The organism is Vibrio sp. D173a (genome assembly GCF_030248475.1).
In genome coordinates this window covers 33719-53150 of record NZ_JAHGAH010000032.1, presented here as the reverse complement: position 1 = coordinate 53150, position 19432 = coordinate 33719, and the positions used below count along the sequence as shown (strand labels likewise).

At 45.6% G+C, this 19432-nt stretch carries 17 protein-coding genes and 1 pseudogene; 5 read left to right on the top strand and 13 right to left on the bottom strand.

The features are described 5' to 3' along the window. Positions 1 to 47: 47 nt before the first annotated feature. The 5 genes from lysS to xerD all read right to left on the bottom strand — a co-directional run bounded on the left by lysS (position 48) and on the right by xerD (position 6441). Positions 48 to 1580: a lysine--tRNA ligase gene (gene lysS / locus KIV40_RS04825; protein ID WP_103410231.1), complete on the bottom strand. Its 1533-nt coding sequence runs from the start codon at positions 1578 to 1580 to the stop codon at positions 48 to 50. A 35-nt stretch (positions 1581 to 1615) separates the two neighbouring features. Then, a protein-coding gene (gene prfB, locus KIV40_RS04820; protein WP_100208484.1) for a peptide chain release factor 2 occupies positions 1616 to 2714 on the bottom strand; the annotation gives its coding sequence in 2 pieces (ribosomal slippage) (positions 1616 to 2638 and positions 2640 to 2714; 1098 coding nt in all). 173 nt (positions 2715 to 2887) lie between these two features. Beyond that, a complete protein-coding gene (gene recJ, locus KIV40_RS04815) occupies positions 2888 to 4627 on the bottom strand; it encodes a single-stranded-DNA-specific exonuclease RecJ (RefSeq protein WP_285348098.1) in 1740 nt (579 codons plus the stop codon). Between the two features lie 46 nt (positions 4628 to 4673). Further along, positions 4674 to 5462 (bottom strand): bifunctional protein-disulfide isomerase/oxidoreductase DsbC, encoded by a 789-nt coding sequence (dsbC, locus tag KIV40_RS04810; RefSeq protein ID WP_285348097.1) that lies wholly within the window; start codon positions 5460 to 5462, stop codon positions 4674 to 4676. A gap of 61 nt (positions 5463 to 5523) precedes the next feature. Beyond that, positions 5524 to 6441 (bottom strand): site-specific tyrosine recombinase XerD, encoded by a 918-nt coding sequence (gene xerD / locus KIV40_RS04805; RefSeq protein ID WP_285348096.1) that lies wholly within the window; start codon positions 6439 to 6441, stop codon positions 5524 to 5526. A gap of 158 nt (positions 6442 to 6599) precedes the next feature. Between xerD and fldB the strand changes: the two genes are divergently transcribed. Continuing rightward, positions 6600 to 7118, top strand: coding sequence for a flavodoxin FldB (gene fldB / locus KIV40_RS04800; RefSeq protein WP_005447890.1), 519 nt, complete (start codon positions 6600 to 6602; stop codon positions 7116 to 7118). Positions 7119 to 7205: 87 nt separating this feature from the next. Here the strand turns inward: fldB and brnQ are convergent, their stop codons facing one another. Next, positions 7206 to 8519, bottom strand: coding sequence for a branched-chain amino acid transport system II carrier protein (brnQ, locus tag KIV40_RS04795; protein WP_038889002.1), 1314 nt, complete (start codon positions 8517 to 8519; stop codon positions 7206 to 7208). A 329-nt stretch (positions 8520 to 8848) separates the two neighbouring features. Between brnQ and KIV40_RS04790 the strand changes: the two genes are divergently transcribed. Further along, positions 8849 to 9568 (top strand): tRNA1(Val) (adenine(37)-N6)-methyltransferase, encoded by a 720-nt coding sequence (locus KIV40_RS04790; protein ID WP_050914549.1) that lies wholly within the window; start codon positions 8849 to 8851, stop codon positions 9566 to 9568. 107 nt (positions 9569 to 9675) lie between these two features. Then, positions 9676 to 10899: an ATP-dependent RNA helicase SrmB gene (srmB, locus tag KIV40_RS04785; protein WP_285348095.1), complete on the top strand. Its 1224-nt coding sequence runs from the start codon at positions 9676 to 9678 to the stop codon at positions 10897 to 10899. Between the two features lie 62 nt (positions 10900 to 10961). Here srmB and KIV40_RS04780 read toward each other — a convergent pair. The 3 genes and pseudogenes from KIV40_RS04780 to KIV40_RS04770 form a co-directional block, all read right to left on the bottom strand. Next, positions 10962 to 11596, bottom strand: a pseudogene (locus KIV40_RS04780) (alternative oxidase). A gap of 195 nt (positions 11597 to 11791) precedes the next feature. Continuing rightward, positions 11792 to 12568 (bottom strand): peroxide stress protein YaaA, encoded by a 777-nt coding sequence (gene yaaA, locus KIV40_RS04775; protein ID WP_010646571.1) that lies wholly within the window; start codon positions 12566 to 12568, stop codon positions 11792 to 11794. Between the two features lie 110 nt (positions 12569 to 12678). Then, on the bottom strand, positions 12679 to 14115 hold the full coding sequence (locus KIV40_RS04770) for a sodium:alanine symporter family protein (RefSeq protein ID WP_038889001.1): 1437 nt from the start codon (positions 14113 to 14115) through the stop codon (positions 12679 to 12681). Between the two features lie 722 nt (positions 14116 to 14837). Here KIV40_RS04770 and KIV40_RS04765 point away from each other — a divergent pair. Continuing rightward, positions 14838 to 15023, top strand: a complete 186-nt coding sequence (locus KIV40_RS04765) for a DUF3545 family protein (protein WP_005426455.1) — start codon at positions 14838 to 14840, stop codon at positions 15021 to 15023. Positions 15024 to 15253: 230 nt separating this feature from the next. Here the strand turns inward: KIV40_RS04765 and KIV40_RS04760 are convergent, their stop codons facing one another. From KIV40_RS04760 to nfo, 3 genes are all read right to left on the bottom strand, one after another. Beyond that, the gene (locus KIV40_RS04760) at positions 15254 to 15805 is read right to left on the bottom strand and encodes a hemerythrin domain-containing protein (RefSeq protein WP_043882983.1); all 552 of its coding nucleotides are present in this window, start codon (positions 15803 to 15805) and stop codon (positions 15254 to 15256) included. Between the two features lie 144 nt (positions 15806 to 15949). Next, entirely contained in the window at positions 15950 to 16630 is a 681-nt protein-coding gene (ung, locus tag KIV40_RS04755; protein WP_012127020.1) for a uracil-DNA glycosylase, read from the bottom strand. Between the two features lie 398 nt (positions 16631 to 17028). Next, the gene (gene nfo / locus KIV40_RS04750; protein WP_005426457.1) at positions 17029 to 17916 is read right to left on the bottom strand and encodes a deoxyribonuclease IV; all 888 of its coding nucleotides are present in this window, start codon (positions 17914 to 17916) and stop codon (positions 17029 to 17031) included. A 326-nt stretch (positions 17917 to 18242) separates the two neighbouring features. Between nfo and grcA the strand changes: the two genes are divergently transcribed. Then, positions 18243 to 18620, top strand: a complete 378-nt coding sequence (grcA, locus tag KIV40_RS04745; protein WP_005426458.1) for an autonomous glycyl radical cofactor GrcA — start codon at positions 18243 to 18245, stop codon at positions 18618 to 18620. Positions 18621 to 18730: 110 nt separating this feature from the next. On the opposite strand, the gene KIV40_RS04740 is transcribed toward grcA, so the two are convergent. Then, positions 18731 to 19390, bottom strand: a complete 660-nt coding sequence (locus KIV40_RS04740) for an NAD(P)H-dependent oxidoreductase (protein ID WP_285348094.1) — start codon at positions 19388 to 19390, stop codon at positions 18731 to 18733. Positions 19391 to 19432: the final 42 nt, after the last annotated feature.

Sequence of the window (19432 nt, the reverse complement as noted above, 5' to 3'; positions counted from 1 at the left end):
TGATCGGAGTTAACCCGAAGGTGGTTTTTTATGACTCAGCGAGGAGATTACGCTTGTGGGCGCATCGCTGGGAATAGGATCACGTCACGGATAGTGTGCGTGTTAGTCAGCAGCATAACTAGGCGGTCGATACCGATACCTTGGCCTGCTGTTGGCGGTAGGCCGTGCTCTAGTGCAGTGATGTAGTCAGCATCGTAGAACATTGCTTCGTCATCACCAGATTCTTTCGCTTCAACCTGTGCTTTAAAGCGTGCGTCTTGGTCTTCAGCGTCGTTAAGCTCAGAGAAGCCGTTCGCTACTTCACGACCACCGATGAAGAATTCAAAGCGGTCAGTGAAGAACGGGTTGTCATCGCTACGACGAGCCAATGGAGAGATATCTGCTGGGTAACCAGTGATGAACGTTGGCTGCATTAGCTTAGGTTCAGCTGTTTCACCAAAGATCTCTTCAAGAAGCTGACCACATGTCCAGAAAGATTCTACTTCAACGTGAACAGATTTCGCGATAGAAACCATTAGGTCACGGTTTTGAATATCTTCTTCTGTTAGCGCTTGGATTTGCGCGTGGTCTGGGTTGTAGTGCTTGATTGCTTCGAACATGCTCATACGAGTGTAAGTGCCGCCAAACTCAACCGTGTCATCACCGTAAGGCATTGACGTTGAACCTAGAACTTCTAGAGCAACAGAGCTTAGTAGCTCTTCAGTTAGGTCCATCAGATCTTTGTAATCCGCGTACGCCATGTAGAATTCCATCATAGTGAATTCTGGGTTATGACGTGGAGAAAGACCTTCGTTACGGAAGTTACGGTTGATTTCGAATACGCGATCGAAACCACCAACAACTAGACGCTTCAGGTATAGCTCTGGTGCGATACGTAGGTACATTGGCATGTCTAGTGCGTTGTGGTGCGTGATGAATGGACGCGCACTCGCACCGCCAGGGATAACGTGCATCATTGGCGTTTCAACTTCCATGAACTGTTTAGTGATCATGAAGTTACGGATTGCAGACATTACTTTAGAACGTACTACGAACGCTTGACGAGAATCTTCGTTAACGATTAGGTCAACGTAACGTTGACGGTAACGCATCTCTTGGTCAGTTAGGCCGTGGAACTTCTCTGGTAGTGGACGAAGTGCTTTGGTTAGCAATTCGAACTCTTCCATGTTCACGTATAGGTCGCCTTTACCAGACTTGTGCAACGCACCTTTAACACCGATGATGTCACCGATATCTAGACCTTGGTATTTTTCTTTCAGTACTTTTTGTACCGCTTTATCAGCGTAAGCTTGGATACGGCCAGAAGTTTCTTGAATTACCAAGAATGGGCCACGTTTAGCCATGATACGGCCAGCGATTGCTACTACGTGGTTAAGCTCTTCTAGCTCTTCCTTCGTCTTTTCACCGAACTCTTTCTGAAGGTCGCCCGCTAGTGCGTCACGACGGAAGTCGTTTGGATGGCCGTTCGCTTTGCAGCTCTTTCGGATTGCATCCAGTTTAGCGCGGCGTTCAGCAATTAGCTTGTTCTCTTCTTGTGCAGAGGCTTCTTGTACAGTTTCGTTTTGAACAGCATCAGTCATTTTCGATGTATCCTGTTTTTTGTCGGTGAAAAGCTTTATAGACCTGATTTCAGGCTAGCTTCAATAAATTTGTCCAGATCGCCATCAAGAACCGCTTGAGTATTACGGTTTTCAACGCCCGTACGGAGGTCTTTAATGCGCGAGTCATCCAATACGTAAGAACGGATCTGGCTACCCCAGCCAATGTCAGACTTAGCGTCTTCATTAGCTTGTTTTTCCGCGTTTTGCTTTTGCAATTCAAGCTCAAATAGCTTCGCTCGAAGCTGTTTCATTGCCTGATCTTTGTTCTTATGCTGAGAACGGTCGTTCTGACATTGCACTACTGTGTTCGTTGGAACGTGCGTGATACGTACCGCTGATTCAGTGGTGTTAACGTGCTGACCACCTGCACCTGACGCACGGTAAACGTCGATACGTAGGTCAGACGGGTTAATGTCGATATCAATGTTTTCATCAATCTCTGGGTAGATAAACGCAGAAGCAAATGAGGTATGACGACGGCCGCCTGAATCGAATGGCGATTTACGAACAAGACGGTGAACGCCTGTTTCTGTACGTAGCCAGCCGTAAGCGTACTCACCAGAGATCTTCACAGTTGCGCCCTTAAGACCCGCAACTTCGCCTTCCGATACTTCGATCACCTCAGACTTAAAGCCTTTCGCTTCAGCCCAACGTAGGTACATACGTAGCATCATGTTGGTCCAGTCTTGTGCTTCTGTACCACCTGAGCCTGCTTGCAAATCGATGTAGCAATCAGAGCTGTCGTGGTCGCCAGAGAACATACGACGGAATTCAAGCTGTTCTAGCTTCTCTTCCAACTCAGCAAGTTCTGGTTCGATTTCGTCAAACGTTTCTTGATCTTCTTCTTCAACCGCAAGTTCTAGAAGACCTTCAACGTCCTCTACACCTTGTTCCAGTTGATCGATCGTCTCTACAACCGCTTCAAGAGATGCACGCTCTTTGCCTAGTGCTTGTGCACGTTCTGGCTCGTTCCATACATCCGGTTGTTCAAGTTCTGCGTTGACCTCTTCTAGACGCTCTTTCTTAGCGTCATAGTCAAAGATACCCCCTCAGGACATTCGTGCGCTCAGACACGTCCTGCAGACGGTTTTTAATTGGATTGATTTCAAACATGTTGGCTCAACATTTTAGAATAGAATTTAACCGAGAAATTCTACTCAAAAATGTGACGGAGATACAGGAAAATTTCGGGTGGGAAATCAGATTGCAATTAGAGAGAGCACGGTCATAAAATTTTTGCCCCACAAAAAGGCGACCGTACTCTATAAGAAGTGACTTTCTAGGTATTACTTAGCTTCGATGAGGTCAATCATTAGTTGCAATGATTGGTTGCCACGAAATTCATTCACATCCAAATTATACGCTAGGCGTACTGTTTTGACCGATGCATCTGGCCAACGACGCAAATCAACGTTAAACGCAATCCCATCAATCATCACATTGGTTGGATGGCCTTTATAAAGCGGTTCTAACATCAGCTTAAGGTGCTTCTCACCCACCAGCTTTTGATGCAATACTTTAAACTCACCATCGAAAATTGGTTCTGGGAAGGCTTGACCAAAAGGGCCACCCGAGCGCAGCTGCTCCGCGACATGCATGGAAAACTCTTCAGGCTTAAGCTCACCATCAGACATGATCACACCTTTCAGCGCTGCTTCATCCAACTCTTTCTTCACGACTTCATCAAACAAACGGCTAAAGCGTTCAAAGTCTTGCTCTTTGATGGTTAAGCCCGCCGCCATCGCGTGGCCACCAAATTTGATGATCAAACCAGGGTTTTGTGTATCGATGAAATCCAGCGCATCACGCATGTGAAGCCCCGGAATAGAGCGACAAGAACCTTTAATTGTCCCTTCACCACCATCAGCAAAGGCGATAACCGGACGATGGAACTTCTCTTTGATACGCGAAGCAAGAATACCAATCACGCCTTGGTGCCAATCACGTTGGAACAGTGCTAGGCCGTATGGCAGTTCACTGTTTTCACCAAACTGAAGACGCTCACAAAAAGCCATCGCCTCTTGCTTCATGCCTTCTTCAATCTCTTTACGAGTTTGGTTCAAACCGTCCAACTCACTCGCCATGCGACGCGCGGCATGGATGTTATTAGACATCAGCAGCTCGACACCGAATGACATGTCATCCAAGCGACCTGCGGCGTTAATGCGTGGGCCCAGAGCGAAACCAAAATCAGACGCGACCAAACGACGTGCATCGCGCTTCGCGACTTCAATCAAGGCTTGAATGCCGGGACGTGCTTTGCCCGCACGAATGCGCTGCAAGCCTTGGTGTACAAGAATTCGGTTGTTCTCATCAAGTGGAACAACGTCTGCGACCGTACCAAGTGCCACTAAGTCAATCAGTTCCATTAACTTAGGCTCTTGCATGCCTTGCTGCGCGAACCAGTTCTGTTTGCGCATGTACACACACAGCGCCATCATCAGATAGAAAGCCACGCCTACCCCAGCCAACGCCTTCGATGGGAAAGCACAGCTGTCTAGGTTTGGGTTCACCATCGCATCCACATCCGGAAGCACTTGCCCCGGTAAGTGGTGGTCAGTCACCAGCACCGTAATGCCGTTTTCTTTGGCATAACGGACACCCTCAATCGACGAGACCCCGTTATCCACCGTCATGATCATTTCTGCGCCAAGCTCTAAAGCTTGATCAACCACTTCCGGGCTCAGACCATAGCCATCTTCGAAACGGTTCGGCACCAAGTAATCCACGTTATTGCTGCCCAGCATACGTAAGGCAAGCACCGACAAAGCAGAGCTGGTTGCACCATCGGCATCAAAGTCGCCTACGACAATAATGCGCTTTTGCTCATTAATGGCTTGGAACAGCAGTTCAACAGCTTGGTCAATGCCACCCAACTGCTGGTACGAATGCAAACCACGTGCAGAGGTCTCTAGTTGAGCCACATCCGTGATGCCACGGTTAATGTAAATGCGCTTTAGAATGGCAGGAATGGAATCAGGAAGAAGAGAAAGATCCGGTTCGGGACGTCGTTGAATTTCTATCATGTTTGAAAAGAGCCAGCGAATACGGCTGGCTCTGCTCCTTAAAGGATTATTGTTGCTCTAAACGTTTTAGCAGATCTGCTGGTGGAAGGTAACCACCTACTAGCTCACCGTTTGGTAGAAAGATCGCAGGTGTACCAGAAATACCAAGCTCACTACCTAGAGTGTAATGCGCTTGGATAGTTTCTTTACACTGCTTAAGATCTTTCGCTGGGTTATCAAATGTACGTTCCGCTTTTGCGTTGTGCATAGCGGATTGAGGATCCTCTGCACACCAAATAGTTGCCATCTGCTCAGCGACTGGGCCTGTTGCGCCTTGACGAGGGTACGCCATGTAACGAACAGTAATGCCTAAGTCGTTGTAACCTTGCATTTGGCTATGCAGACGCACACAGTAACCACATGTGATATCCGTAAATACCGTCACCACATACTTCTCGTTGTCCGCTTTATATTCGATCACGCTGTCAGAGAACTTCGCGATTTTTGCTGCATTCAATGGTGCTTGACGTTCAGCAACGACGTCTTTGTAGCCGCCGTTATCATCGATGGCGTAAAGCGGACCGGCAATAAAGTGATTACCATCGTTTGATGCGAACAGCACACCGCCATTGGTTTGAATTTCTAATAAACCAGCAACGTCTGATGGTTGGATATCAAGAATAGATACCCCCAACTTAGAGAACTTGGCTTTTAGTGCAGCCTCATCAAAATTCTGTTTTGCCGCTGGTGCGACTTGTTGTGCAGGAGTTTCCGTTTTTGCCTGACTTTCTTCAGCACCACAAGCGGTAACGAAAAACGGTAAAGTCAGTAGAGTTAGTCGGCGTAATACGCTCATTAAATTCACCTTAAAATTAAATCTTTTCATCCAATGAGACAATGGATGAACCAAACCATCATTATGCTCTTGGGTGGTGTTGACTGTGGATTTGTTTCAATCGCTCAGTCGCCACGTGAGTATAAATTTGCGTGGTCGATAAGTCACTATGCCCCAACAGCATCTGTACGACCCTGAGATCTGCGCCATAGTTCAATAAGTGTGTTGCAAAAGCATGGCGAAGTACGTGCGGCGACAACTGGTCAGTATCAATACCCGCTATCACTGCATAGTACTTGATACGGTGCCAAAACGTTTGGCGAGTCATCTGCCTAGCACGTTTACTCGGGAAAACCACATCTGACGTAGTATCCCCCAATAAAGCAGACCGACCTTGTTGGATAAAAGTTTCAATCCAATCGACCGCGTTCTCTCCCATTGGGACAAGGCGTTCTTTACCACCTTTACCCGTCACGCGCACTACCCCTTGGCGTAAACTGACGTTTTCCATTGTCAAACTGACTAGCTCTGTCACACGCAGACCTGTCGCGTAAAGCAGTTCTAGCATGGCTTTATCACGCAGCTCAACTGGGTCATTCGGATCTGGCGCATCTAGCAGAGCATCGACTTGCTCTTCACTGATGTCTTTAGGTAGGCGCTGCGGCAACTTTGGGCTGACCAACAAAGCACTCGGATCATCCGCGCGTACTTTTTCACGGTGAATGTATTGGAACAAGCGGCGAATCGCCGACAGCATACGCGCGCGGGAAGTCTGCTTATAATCTAAATCTACAAGATAGCTTTGGTATTCTTGCAAGCCAGACAGACTGATGAAATCCAGACGGTAGCTGTGTTGCTCCATCCACGCGAGCAGTTTCATTAAATCATTTCGGTAGGAAGCCAACGTGTTCTCTGATAAGCCACGCTCCATCCACATCGCATCTAAGAATTGCTCAACAAGGCCAAAATCTTGTTGATTGACAGGCTGTTGTGCCGTCATGAATGCTTCCTTATCTGTTTATATTTACAGTATTGAGAGTAAGACAAGAGCCCAACCAATACCATAAAAAAATCATCTCCCGCGGGATATTCGCTGCAATCTTCTCCGTTTTATGGTTAGAATCTGCCACAACAGCAACACAAAAAACGACGAATATAATGAAAATCGGACTCTTTTACGGCTCAACAACCTGCTACACAGAAATGGCAGCAGAGAAAATTCGCAATATCATTGGTGAAGACCTTGTCGACATTCACAACGTGAAAGAGACACCGCTGTCACTGATGGCAGACTACGATTTACTGCTGATTGGTATCTCGACTTGGGACTTCGGTGAAATCCAAGAAGATTGGAGTGCAATCTGGGAAGACATTGCAACGACCCCGCTAAAAGGCAAAGTGGTTGCTCTGTTTGGCTTGGGTGACCAAGAAGGCTATGGCGAATGGTACCTTGACGCGATGGGTCTACTGCATGACGAACTCAAAGCGACTGGCGCGCAATTCATTGGCTACTGGCCAAACGAAGGTTATGAGTTTGAAGCGTCAAAAGCATTGACTGAAGATGGCAGCCAGTTTGTCGGCTTAGCACTGGATGAAGATTCCCAGTATGAACTGAGTGACGAACGCATCGAGAAATGGTGTGAGCAAGTGTTGGTGGAGTTTCACGACACGCTATAAGTCAGCAATAGCAGTGACGATACAACAGACAAACAAAAAGCCCGGTGAATCACTTCACCGGGCTTTTTTAATCTTGCGAGTCAGCAATTATGCCGCTTCTTCAGTCAACTCTGGTTGTGAAGATTTAGCAACAAAGAACATGCAAACAATCGCTGCAAACGTTGGTAGAACCCAACCCATGCCCACTTCGAATAGTGGCAGCATGTCGAATGCTGAAACGTCTAGACCTGCTACTTTCGCAGCATCAATCAATGCAAACAGTAGAGATACTAGTAGTACAGAGCGGTATGCCACACGTGGGTTTGGCAGCTTGCTGCGAACAAACGTTAGCGCAACCAATGCAACCGCTACAGGGTAAAGTGCAAATAGCACTGGCACTGATAGAGAGATCAGTTGAGCTAGACCAACGTTAGCAATTAGAGCACAAGCCGCACCGTTAATAATAACCCACTGCTTGTAAGTCAGTTTTGTCTTAGAGCTAAAGAAATCTGAACATGCCGAGATAAGGCCAATCGCTGTCGTCAAACATGCCAACAGTACAATGATTGAAAGAACAATCTGGCCGTAAGGACCAAATAACGCTTGAACGTACTGGCTCAGTACTGCACCGCCGTTGTCTGCACCCGCTGCAATAGTTGCACTCGTCGCGCCTAGGTAGAACAATGAGATGTATACAAACGCAAGACCCGCAGCGGCAATACAACCAGCGCAGATTAGGTATTTCGTTGTTGCCGCGCGCTCAGTGATGCCTTTGCTACGAAGTGCATCCACCATTAGCATACCGAACATCAACGATGCGAACGTATCCATGGTGTTGTAACCTTCAAGGAAGCCCTTGGTTAGCGGCTGAGTTAAGTACTCGCCATGCGCGCCCATCATTTCGCCTTGCGGGTCAACAAATACAGCAATCGCAAGAACGATAAGACCAAGGAACAGTACTGGCGTTAGCACTTTACCAATCAAGTCAATCAAACGACCTTGGAACCAAGCGAAAGCCATTGCTACCGCGAAGAACAAGATTGAGAATGACGTTAGATGTGCTTGTGATGCATCTAAGAAGAATGGTTTGATAGCCATCTCGTAAGCCACAAGGCCAGTACGAGGTGCAGCAAATGCAGGACCGATGATGATGAAGATCAACGCCGCCATCAGCACTGCTGCTTTCTTAGGAAGATCTTGAGTCAAGTGATCCCAAGAGCCGCCTGCTACAGCAATAGCAACGATAGTAATAAGAGGTAGACCTACCGCTGTTAGCAAGAAACCGAACATTGCTGGCATCAAATGATCACCCGCTAGCTGACCCGCTAGTGGTGGGAAAATGATGTTGCCGGCACCCAAAAAGAACGCAAATAGCATAAAGCCTACTGCGATAATATCTGTTAGTTTTAACGTCTGCTTCACAGATAACCCTTTTTCTGAATTAATGAATGTTGTGTATGCATCGACCACTTTTTGTATACCCAAATAAAATGAGTACCTGTGGTTCAATCTATAAATTTTCCGCCGCATAATGACGAAAGACCCATCATTTGGCAACCTTTAAGAAAAAAACACCATATTAATTTAGTTCGCCAACTTAAAAGCAGTGAATATCACTACTCTAGGTTTTATGACCAGTTCTTTGTCTCGTTCAATTGAGAATACAATTTAATAACCAACAAGATAACAACCTATACAATTAAGAAACAATAGAGCATTTCTCTCTATTATTGAGTAAATATAAAACAATCATGAAGAGCGAAAGAATTCAGACTAAAGGCTTCAAGTTCAAGCAATTTTCCATTCACGGTGGCGAAAGTGGCATGCCTGTCAGTACCGATGGTGTGATGCTTGGAGCTTGGGCAAATTGCACACCACAGAATAAAATTTTGGACATCGGTACGGGCACAGGTTTGCTGGCCTTAATGTGCGCACAGCGATTTCCTTCAGCGCAAATCACCGCCCTTGATATCGAAATCACAGCGATCGAAGCGGCAAAACAAAACTTCGCTCAATCACCATGGTCAGACAGACTCAGTCTTCACCACAGCGATGTATTGCAGTTTGAACCTGAGCATCGTTTTGAACGCATTATCTGTAACCCACCCTACTTCAACAATGGTGAGCAATCGAAACAAAGCCAGCGCGCAACCGCCAGGCACACAGATACCTTGCAGCACAGCGCATTACTCAACCGATGTCATGAACTGCTGACTGAGGAAGGGACAGCCAATTTCGTCCTGCCGATTACCGAAGGCGAGCAATTTATTACTATGGCGCTGCAACAGGGGTGGCACTTGTCACGTCTGTGCCGCGTGCAACCATCACAGAAAAAGCCCGTGCACCGTTTACTGTTTGAATTAGCCAAACAAGCTTGTGATACTCAAGAAACGCATTTGATCATCCACTCGCACGAGGGCTACAGCGACGACTTTATCCAGCTAACTCGCGAGTTTTACCTTAAGATGTGAAATAACATGTGATCCTTGTCACCAATCACTTTATAATGTGCGACCTTTTTATATTCTATGCTGCTGTGGCGAACCATTAACCAAGCTTTGCTTGTGGAGAACTCATTGTGATCAGAACCTTTGCTGAACTTGATCTAGACCAAAACCTACTTGAAGCCATTGATGAGATGGGCTACGAACGCCCAACTAAAATTCAGGCCGAAGCGATTCCACAAGCGTTAGATGGTCGTGACATTCTAGCGTCAGCACCAACTGGTACGGGTAAAACGGCAGCGTTCGTCCTGCCAGCACTGCAATACCTGCAAGATTTCCCACGTCGTAAACCTGGGCCTGCACGTATTCTGATCCTAACGCCAACTCGTGAACTTGCAATGCAGGTAGCGGATCAAGCGCGTGCACTGGCGAAAAACACCAAGCTAAACATCTTCACCATCACTGGTGGCGTTCAATACCAAGAACACGCAGACATCCTAGCAACCACACAAGACATCGTAGTAGCAACACCAGGTCGTCTACGTGAATACATCGACGCAGAACGTTTTGACTGTCGTGCAATTGAATGGCTAATCCTTGATGAAGCAGACCGCATGCTAGACATGGGCTTTGCGCCAACGGTTGACAGTCTGTCTAACGAATGTCGCTGGCGTAAACAAACCCTTCTGTTCTCAGCAACACTAGAAGGCAAAGGCGTAGAAGGTTTCACAGCAGACCTACTGAACGAACCAGCAGAGATCGACGCTAAGTCCCCACTGCGTGAGCGTAAGAAGATTGCACAGTGGTACCACCGTGCTGATGACGCAGAGCATAAACTTGCCCTACTAAAACACATCATTACAGAGCAAGCAGAACGCACTATCGTGTTCTTGAAGACTCGTGAGCGTTTAGCAGAGCTCCGTGCACAACTAGAGAGCGCACAGATTCCATGTTCTTGGATTCAAGGTGAAATGCCTCAAGATCGTCGTAACAACGCAATCTCTCGCTTCCGTGAAGGCACAGTTAACGTGCTACTAGCGACAGACGTAGCGGCGCGTGGTATCGACCTTCCAGACGTATCACACGTAATCAACTACGATATGCCGCGCACGGCTGACGTATACCTTCACCGTATCGGCCGTACGGCTCGTGCTGGTAAGAAAGGTAACGCTATCTCAATCGTAGAAGCACACGACCAACCAATGATGGATCGCGTTGCTCGTTACGTAAAAGAAGACATCAAAGAGCGTTTCGTGAAAGAGATGCGCCCTAAACACAAAAAACCTGTGTTTAAGAAGAAAAAGAAAAAAGACGACAAGAAGAAAGTAGCTAAGAAGAAAACCGCTAAGAAAAAGTAATCACGTCTGATTAATTCCAAATCTAAAAGAGCCGCAATCGCGGCTCTTTTTGTTTTTCATGTTTACAGCTGATGGGCTGGAAGAGTTTTGTCTTCATAGGCATCCGCGAAGCCATGGTTACGGTCACGGTGCCCCGCTTCATCTTCTCGAATCCGCAAAATCACATCTCTTAGCATCGCATCAGCAGGCAGCTTATAGTAATCAACCGCCAGAGTCGGAGCTGGTACGTTCTCCACTTCCCCACTATCAATTTTCTCTAGGTACTCTGTGTAGCTATTACATGCTTCTTCTTCGAAGTAGCCCACAACACGGTGAGCGATTTTAGAAGACAGTAGATAGATGAAGCTATACACGAGAATAAACCGCCTTGCCCAAGCAGCACGAGCAAACGCTCAATCAAACTCGGCTTGGCAATATCGAGGAAAATCATCAGGTGCATGCGCTCGTTCTCGGCCTCGTCGAGGAGTTCTCGGATCCAGCCTTCATCATCTTTCATTCGACGTAGCGCTTTGAGGTGGTTGAACATGCCCGCAACCATGCCGGGCACAGCTGCGATCGTTTCAAGAATCACCGCTCGCTTTGCGTATTTCTTGCCGTAGAAGATGTTCAGAGTGAATTTCAGCAACTTGGTAATACGCAGTGCAACGTACTCTGATAACTTAGAGGCTTTTTTGTGTGTGAGCTTGAAGTCTGACATAGGAGAACTCCTTTATTTTTAAAGTTGCATTTAAAATACAACTTTAATTCTTCTTACTCAACTATTTTTTAATAACTAAAATTTTTATGTAATAAATGAAATTAAGATCAGTGTTCGATGAAATAAAAAAAGCCGGATAACTATCCGGCTTTTCGTTTGAATTGTTTAGCAGAGCTGAAACTTAACTTCGCTCAATCAGTTTTGCTCTTCTCGTTTAAACACTAAGTCTGTTGGTGTCGACTCTTCTTCAACGAAGTAGTAACCCGCAACATCAAACTTAGTGAGGTCAGCAACGCTTTCGATACGGTTTTCGATGATGTAGCGAGCCATCATACCGCGCGCTTTCTTCGCGTAGAAGCTGATCACCTTGTATTGACCATTCTTACAATCTTTGAAGATTGGTGTGATCACTTGTGCATCCAAGTTCTTTGGCTTCACCGCTTTGAAGTATTCGTTCGATGCTAGGTTGATCAGTACGTTGTCGCCTTGCGCAGCAATCGCTTCATTCAGCTTATCGGTAATGACATTCCCCCAGAACTGGTAAAGGTTAGTGCCCTTTTCGTTTGCTAGCTTAGTGCCCATCTCAAGACGGTATGGCTGCATCAAATCAAGCGGCTTAAGCAGACCGTAAAGGCCAGACAGCATTCGTAGATGATCTTGCGCGTAATCGAAATCGGCATCTGAAAGAGTTTCCGCTTCAAGACCAGTGTACACATCACCTTTAAACGCAAGAATCGCTTGGCGCGCGTTGTCGGTAGTGAAGGTTTCACTCCACTCTTGGAAACGGCCGACGTTTAAATCAGCGATCTTGTCGCTCACTTTCATCAGTGATGAAACATCGGCAGGTGTTAACTTACGGCATACCTCGATCAGCTCTTTTGAATAGCTAACCAAGTCTGGCTGAGTAAACTTCTCGGTCGCGAGTGGTGATTCGTAATCGAGCGTTTTAGCTGGAGAAACTACGATAAGCATGACTTTAACTTCCCTAATTTTGTTTTTCATTAGAGTACAAAAAAAGCCATGCATTGTCTGCATGGCTTTTTGAATCGTGTTGATAGCTTTCAACGATGATTGGACATCAATTAGCTATCTTTCTTGTTGTTGTCCCAAATACCTTCTTCTAACTGAGATTTCAGCTCAGGGAAGTCATTCGGATCAAACGTAGGCACTTTGCCTTCGCTTAGCTGACGGTTGTAATCTTTCGCCAGCTTAATCACGATGCCTGATAGCAAGATAATCGCCACCAAGTTCACAATCGCCATCAGACCCATAGAAACATCGGCCAATGACCAAACCACTGGTAGAGAAGCTAGCGCACCAAACATAACCATACCTAGTACAACGATACGGAAGATACCTAGACCCGCTTTGTGGTTATGCTCCAGGAAGATTAAGTTCGTTTCTGCGTACGAGTAGTTTGCAATGATAGAAGTAAACGCGAAGAAGAAGATTGCTACAGCAACAAAGATGCCGCCCCAATCGCCGACTTGCGAGCTCAATGCACGCTGAGTTAGCTCGATACCAGTCACTTCCGTCGCTTGGCCTACGTATTCACCTGACATCAGGATGATAGCCACAGTCGCCGAACAGATAACGATAGTATCCATGAACACGCCTAGCATCTGAACATAACCTTGAGATGCAGGGTGTGGTGGGTAAGGCGTTGCTGATGCTGCCGCGTTTGGCGCAGAACCCATACCAGCTTCGTTCGAGAATAGGCCGCGTTTGATACCGTTAATCATCGCCTGTGCGATTGCGTAACCAAGACCACCAGCCGCTGCTTCTTGCAGACCAAATGCGCTCTTGAAGATAAGCATCAGTACATCAGGAAGTTTGTCTAGGTTAGAGAACATAACGAACAGTGCTAGCACTAGGTAAGCAAGTGCCATCACAGGAACAATCAGCTCCGCTACTTTCGCAATACGCTTGATACCACCAAAGATAACCACTGCTGATAGCGCAACAACTGCGATACCAACGTAAAGATCATCCCAACCAAATGCAGTGCTCATTGCGTTTGCAATTGAGTTTGCTTGAACGGCGTTGAATACCAAACCAAAAGCGATGATTAGGAAAACTGAGAACAACACGCCCATCCAGCGCATGCCCAAACCTTTTTCCATGTAGTAAGCAGGACCACCACGGTAGTTGCCATCATCATCTTTGGTTTTGTATAGCTGCGCTAGCGTACTTTCTGCAAACGACGTCGCCATACCAAGCATTGCAATCAACCACATCCAGAAGATTGCACCAGGGCCACCCGCAGTCAATGCAACTGCAACACCCGCCATGTTACCGGTACCTACACGTGCAGCAAGACTAGTACAAAGCGCTTGGAAAGAAGAAATACCAGCTTTGTCTGCTTTACGGCTGTTCTTAAGAACAGAGAACATGTGACCGAAGTGACGGAATTGGATGAAACCCAATCGAACGGTGAAGTAGATTCCTACACCAACAAGAAGATAAACCAGAATCGAACCCCAAAGGAGATCGTTCATCAAATTGATTAAGTCTGTCATGTGTACCTCAAAGTGAGTTGCGCCGGTCTTTGCTTCCGAGCCATCCACCAGATTGCCTGCTAAGTGTCAAAGTGTGCTTAGCTTTTTGAGTAATGTTTATTGTGCAATCTAGAATCGTAAATGTCGCTTCATGCATCCATTTTACGTACCAGCGTATTTTTTGACGGGCGGATAATGCAGCCTCGAAAGGCAAAAATCAATATGCAACAAGTAAAATAAGCTTGTTATTTTTCACTATAAAGTCACCAAAAGTTAACATAAAAGGAAAACTTAACGCTCACAAACAGCAACATCTTGTTTATCAAAATTCAACATAACTAGCCCCCTCAAACTTAATAAAACGGCGTATCGTTTATTTTTAATAAGGCTAGCAATCACAAGGTATCCGACAAATATTTCCTGTGTCGGTTTGTTACCATTGGATACATTTTCATCAAAGCGATGCTATGCAACCTTAGTATTCAAAAATTGAGTGAAATCAGCCCTTCGAATTAACATACCAAATCTCTTCATTTAATCGTTTTCGTGAGATCGTTCGCTTATTTTTTGTTCATTTTAAATGCATGCAAAATGTGATTCTGTGAGTATTTTTGCACGAAAATGTCATGTTACCGACACAAATGCGAAATATATCATGGTTATCCTCAAGGCTATTGTGGTACTTAAAAAACTCCACAAGGATTGGATATAACAGTTTAGATAGAAAAAGGTAAAGGTGGCTTATGGAAGGCTTTCAACTCGATGACCTATTTGGTCTGGATACTACCTCAACAACCAAATCTCGTTCGAAACCAGTGAAGCGTAAGTGGCGAGAAATTGAAGAAATGAACGACAGACGCACTTTACTCAAGGAACTGCGTGAACTCGATGTCTGCAACGACATCACTCTGGATGACATCAAACTATAATTTGTACAAAAGGCACCTAGATGGTGCCTTTTGTCTTTTATGGATACCAAAAAAATGGGAGGATTTTGAGGCTGACTCTATTGGCATAACAACAATTCTTACCTGTTGAGAATTTCCCTCAGTTTTTACTCATAGCAATAGCCAAACAATTTCCCAGATATTCCCACTGGATAAGAAAATGACGAAACAAATCCTGCTTACGCAATCGTTTACTTCGCCATTTTTATGATTTAGACAAACTCAGCGTCACTCTGACGTACTCGATCGGCGAGCTGCTTGTAGCGATCGGCAATCGTATTACCAAACACTGGGTCGTCTTCATTCTCATGCCATAAACTTTCAACGTACTGCCAATCTTCAGAAGTAAAGAGCTCTTCAATTAGAGGTAAGATTTGGCGCTCTTCCAGCTCAAGGTGGCGTTTTTGGGTCACAATGAAATCTTCTAATTGTGCAATAAACATGTCTTGTGGGACAACTGCATCCTGAAGGATCATCTCTATTAACATCGAAAACGCTTTGGTTTTCTCCGCTAACTCTTGATGCTCAAGCTCTAAGTTTTCCATGGTCTTTTGCTGACCATAGTGTTCCAGAAAATAGTGGTAGAGAATGTCTTCTTTAGGGTGATGAATCTTTTCCGAATGGTTAGAGAGGTAATCCACAATTTCACTCACCAACGCATAGTTGATAGCGTGCTCTTGTTTAATCTCATTCAATTTGTGGCGCAGTATCGCCAACAGACGGACCATATAGCCGTGTTCGCGTCGAATTCTTTCGATCATCATAGCGTCTCTCCTTAACACCTACTTTTGATAAGTGTATATGAGAAAGCCAATACCTGACTCGACGGTGTTCAAAAAAACAGCGATCGTAGTGTCACGATCGCTGTACTATTTTTTCTTTCTCTATATTAAGAGGAAAAGTGGGCTTTATACCGTCATTGGCAAATGCCAATTGATCACTTCTTTCCCTTGCTGAACAAGAATCTGGTTTGCTTGTGAGAATGGCTTACTGCCAAAAAATCCTCGGTGAGCAGATAATGGTGACGGGTGCGGAGCCGTTAACACGTGATGTTTATTACGGTCGATAAAACGCCCTTTTTTCTGCGCGTGTGACCCCCACAACAAGAACACCACACCTTCTTGATGCTGGTTAATGGCTTCAATAACGCGGTCAGTAAACGTTTCCCAGCCAGTTTTCGAATGCGAGTGTGCTTTACCCTGCTCTACCGTCAATACAGTATTCAGTAGCAACACCCCTTGCTCTGCCCAACTTTGCAAAAAGCCATGCTGAGGAATTTGGAAACCTTCAATGTCCTGTGCCAGCTCTTTGTACATGTTCACCAAAGACGGCGGGGTTTTGATGCCTGGTAATACAGAGAAGCACAAACCATGTGCTTGGTTAGGGCCGTGGTAAGGGTCTTGTCCTAGAATCACAACCTTAACGTCATTGAACTCGGTAAAACGAAACGCGTTGAACACGTCTTTGGCTGGCGGATAGATAGCTTTGCCCGCCGCTCGCTCTGCTTCAACAAAATTCAAAGTGTCGACAAAGTAGCTCTGCTGTTTTTCTTCGCCGATTACATCGTGCCAAGTGGGTAACTGATTCATGGAAGGTTCCTATCCTAGTGTTTCCCTCTATTCTAACGAGCGAAACCAAAACAAACAAAAACTTACCACCAGCTTGAGACGGCTTCTCAAAAACGGATACGCGAACTGTCTGCGTTGAGCAATGCGACACCTAATACAGCCTGAGATAACTAGAACTAGTACCGCTAATTGCGCTGCGGCGTTCGATAGTGCCCCTGCCCTGATATATGGCGATTTGGGGTTGGTAAACGTAATACTCGTCGAGTGTGTGTCACTGGGCTCAAAGAAACTGGTCGAGACATGCTGTCATCCTCCTAACTAGCTTCGCCTAAATACCACTCTGGATTCAGGCATTTAAAACAAGCGCGAATAGCTCATGTATCTAGCTAAGAAAGAAGTATGCCAACTTCGCTGTTTCGTTACGAATTAGCGATCTCTTCGATATGGAATTTGCGCAAAGTATTGATTTCTTGCTGCCAAATATCGGGATCAATTGTCTCTAAAATCAGAGGTATACCATCAAAACGCGGATCTTTAGCGATGTACTCAAAACAACTCCAACCGATCTCGCCTTTGCCTAATGAATGATGACGGTCAACCTTGCTAGCGAATTCAACTTTTGAATCATTTAGATGCATTGCTCTTAAATAGTGCATCCCAACAATACGATCGAATTCAGCAAAGGTATGCTCACAATCCTCTTTAGTACGCAGATCGTAACCAGCGGTAAACGTGTGGCAAGTATCGAGACATACGCCAACACGCTCTTTGTCTTCCACTTGATCGATGATTTCAGCAAGGTGCTCAAACTTCCAACCTAGGTTTGTCCCTTGACCAGCCGTATTCTCAATCACAGCGATCACATTGGGCACCGCTTTGTGCGCAAGATTGATCGACTCGGCGATCGTCGCTAAGCACTCTTGTTCCGATACTTTCTTTAGATGACTACCAGGATGGAAATTCAGCAGCGTTAACCCAAGTTGATTACAACGCTCCATCTCATCAATAAATGCCGCGCGGGATTTATTCAGCTTTTCTTCTTCCGGCGCACCCAAGTTAATCAGATAAGAATCATGGGGAAGAATATGCTCTGCGCCAAAGCCAAGCATTTTGCAGTTCGCTTTGAATGCGCTAATGGTTTTCTCTTCAAGCGGCTTCGCAACCCACTGACGTTGGTTCTTGGTAAACAAAGCAAATGCATTCGCACCAATTTCGCGAGCGCGCAGAGGCGCTTGGTCAACACCGCCCGCAGCCGAGACATGAGCACCAATAAATTTGTTTCCAAACGTGTTTTTTATGTTTGTCATTTAATCACTTTAGACTTTCAGTATGGCTACCTAAATACAGGCAGTTGCGTTAGCAAGGTTAATTTTTGAGCTTATTTTGTAGTAAATTTACAACAAAACTAACTATTAAATATTTTTTATATTATCAAATAAATTGTAAATATTATGTTTTCAAAGGTTTTATTGATTTAGCGCAAGAAAATTACCTTCAAAAAATTAAGGTTTTTGGTTGTTTTTTGACTTAAATCAATATTAAAATAATGGATATTCGCTATACAATACTTAGCTCGACAAAAATTCGAAAATTAACACCAATAATCACCACGTAAGTGGTCTAGGAGATAGTGATGATCCAAGGTATCCAAATTACTAAAGCAGCTAACGACGAACTACTAAACTCAATCTGGCTACTAGATAGCGAGAAGAACGAAGCGCGTTGTGTTGCTGCAGCATCAACTTACGAAGCAGACCAAGTTATCGCAATCAGCGACCTAGGTGACTACGAAAGCCGCGAAGTAGCAATCGAAACAGCTCCTCGCATTGAAGGCGGTCAACACCTAAACGTGAACGTTCTTAAGCGTGAAACTCTAGAAGATGCAGTTGCACACCCAGAGAACTACCCACAGCTAACTATCCGTGTTTCTGGTTACGCAGTACGTTTCAACTCGCTAACTCCAGAACAACAACGTGACGTAATCGCTCGTACTTTTACTGAGTCTCTATAATCTCTCAGTAGACTAGCTTGCTAGAATTTAAAAAGCTTGGTCAGCAATGACCAAGCTTTTTTTGTTTCTGGATCCTTCGAGTCCCCTCCGATAGTGGCGAACGCATCTTTCTAAGGTGCGTTTCTTTGCGAAGGATCTTTCTTGAACGCTTGTGCCAACGAGGTTGGATCAAGCCTCTCTCTTTGCAATGACACCCCTTCTGCCCACCAAATCAGTTGATGCAAAGTGCGATTCATATAGCTATCCCACTGCGCCTGATCCGACTCATCCGCAACAACACCGTGCTCATCAAACACCTCTTGTGCTTTCGGAATATGGATCATTGCCGACACGGGTAAGCATCCCAACTCGGATAAGAAAGTGCGCATCGACACTGCAGCACGAGCGCCGCCCCATTGCCCTGCAGAATAGGTCACGATAGCACTTGGCTTATAGGAAAACAGCGAGCTGCCAAAGTGATTAAGCATGTTTGCCAAAGCAGGACTCATCGAATGATTGTACTCCGGGCTAACCATCACATACCCATCCGCATGTTTGATTTTATCTGCCAACTCGCTGAGGTGCTCCGGCACTTTTGAGCGATGATAAGCAAACTCGGGCTTAAACACATCACCAAAGTCGTAGTTCAATGGGTCAATGATTTCGACCGTATGTTGTGAGTGCTGACTCGCGATAAGTTTTTCACACGCTCTACTGACTCGCATTCCTAAGCGCGCTGGTCGTGGTGGCGTGCTGTCTCTCACTGAGCCAAGAAAAATCAAAAAATGCATGCTGCTCTTTCCATCTCATGTAGTTAAGTTCGTTTTTCAATC

Bases quoted from the DNA above. Each gene is read 5' to 3' on its own strand.
- lysS (WP_103410231.1), bottom strand. From the start codon at position 1,580: ATGACTGATGCTGTTCAAAACGAAACTGTACAAGAAGCCTCTGCACAA.
- recJ (WP_285348098.1), bottom strand. From the start codon at position 4,627: ATGATAGAAATTCAACGACGTCCCGAACCGGATCTTTCTCTTCTTCCT.
- dsbC (WP_285348097.1), bottom strand. From the start codon at position 5,462: ATGAGCGTATTACGCCGACTAACTCTACTGACTTTACCGTTTTTCGTT.
- xerD (WP_285348096.1), bottom strand. From the start codon at position 6,441: ATGACGGCACAACAGCCTGTCAATCAACAAGATTTTGGCCTTGTTGAG.
- fldB (WP_005447890.1), top strand. From the start codon at position 6,600: ATGAAAATCGGACTCTTTTACGGCTCAACAACCTGCTACACAGAAATG.
- KIV40_RS04790 (WP_050914549.1), top strand. From the start codon at position 8,849: ATGAAGAGCGAAAGAATTCAGACTAAAGGCTTCAAGTTCAAGCAATTT.
- yaaA (WP_010646571.1), bottom strand. From the start codon at position 12,568: ATGCTTATCGTAGTTTCTCCAGCTAAAACGCTCGATTACGAATCACCA.
- KIV40_RS04770 (WP_038889001.1), bottom strand. From the start codon at position 14,115: ATGACAGACTTAATCAATTTGATGAACGATCTCCTTTGGGGTTCGATT.
- KIV40_RS04765 (WP_005426455.1), top strand. From the start codon at position 14,838: ATGGAAGGCTTTCAACTCGATGACCTATTTGGTCTGGATACTACCTCA.
- KIV40_RS04760 (WP_043882983.1), bottom strand. From the start codon at position 15,805: ATGATGATCGAAAGAATTCGACGCGAACACGGCTATATGGTCCGTCTG.
- ung (WP_012127020.1), bottom strand. From the start codon at position 16,630: ATGAATCAGTTACCCACTTGGCACGATGTAATCGGCGAAGAAAAACAG.
- nfo (WP_005426457.1), bottom strand. From the start codon at position 17,916: ATGACAAACATAAAAAACACGTTTGGAAACAAATTTATTGGTGCTCAT.
- grcA (WP_005426458.1), top strand. From the start codon at position 18,243: ATGATCCAAGGTATCCAAATTACTAAAGCAGCTAACGACGAACTACTA.
- KIV40_RS04740 (WP_285348094.1), bottom strand. From the start codon at position 19,390: ATGCATTTTTTGATTTTTCTTGGCTCAGTGAGAGACAGCACGCCACCA.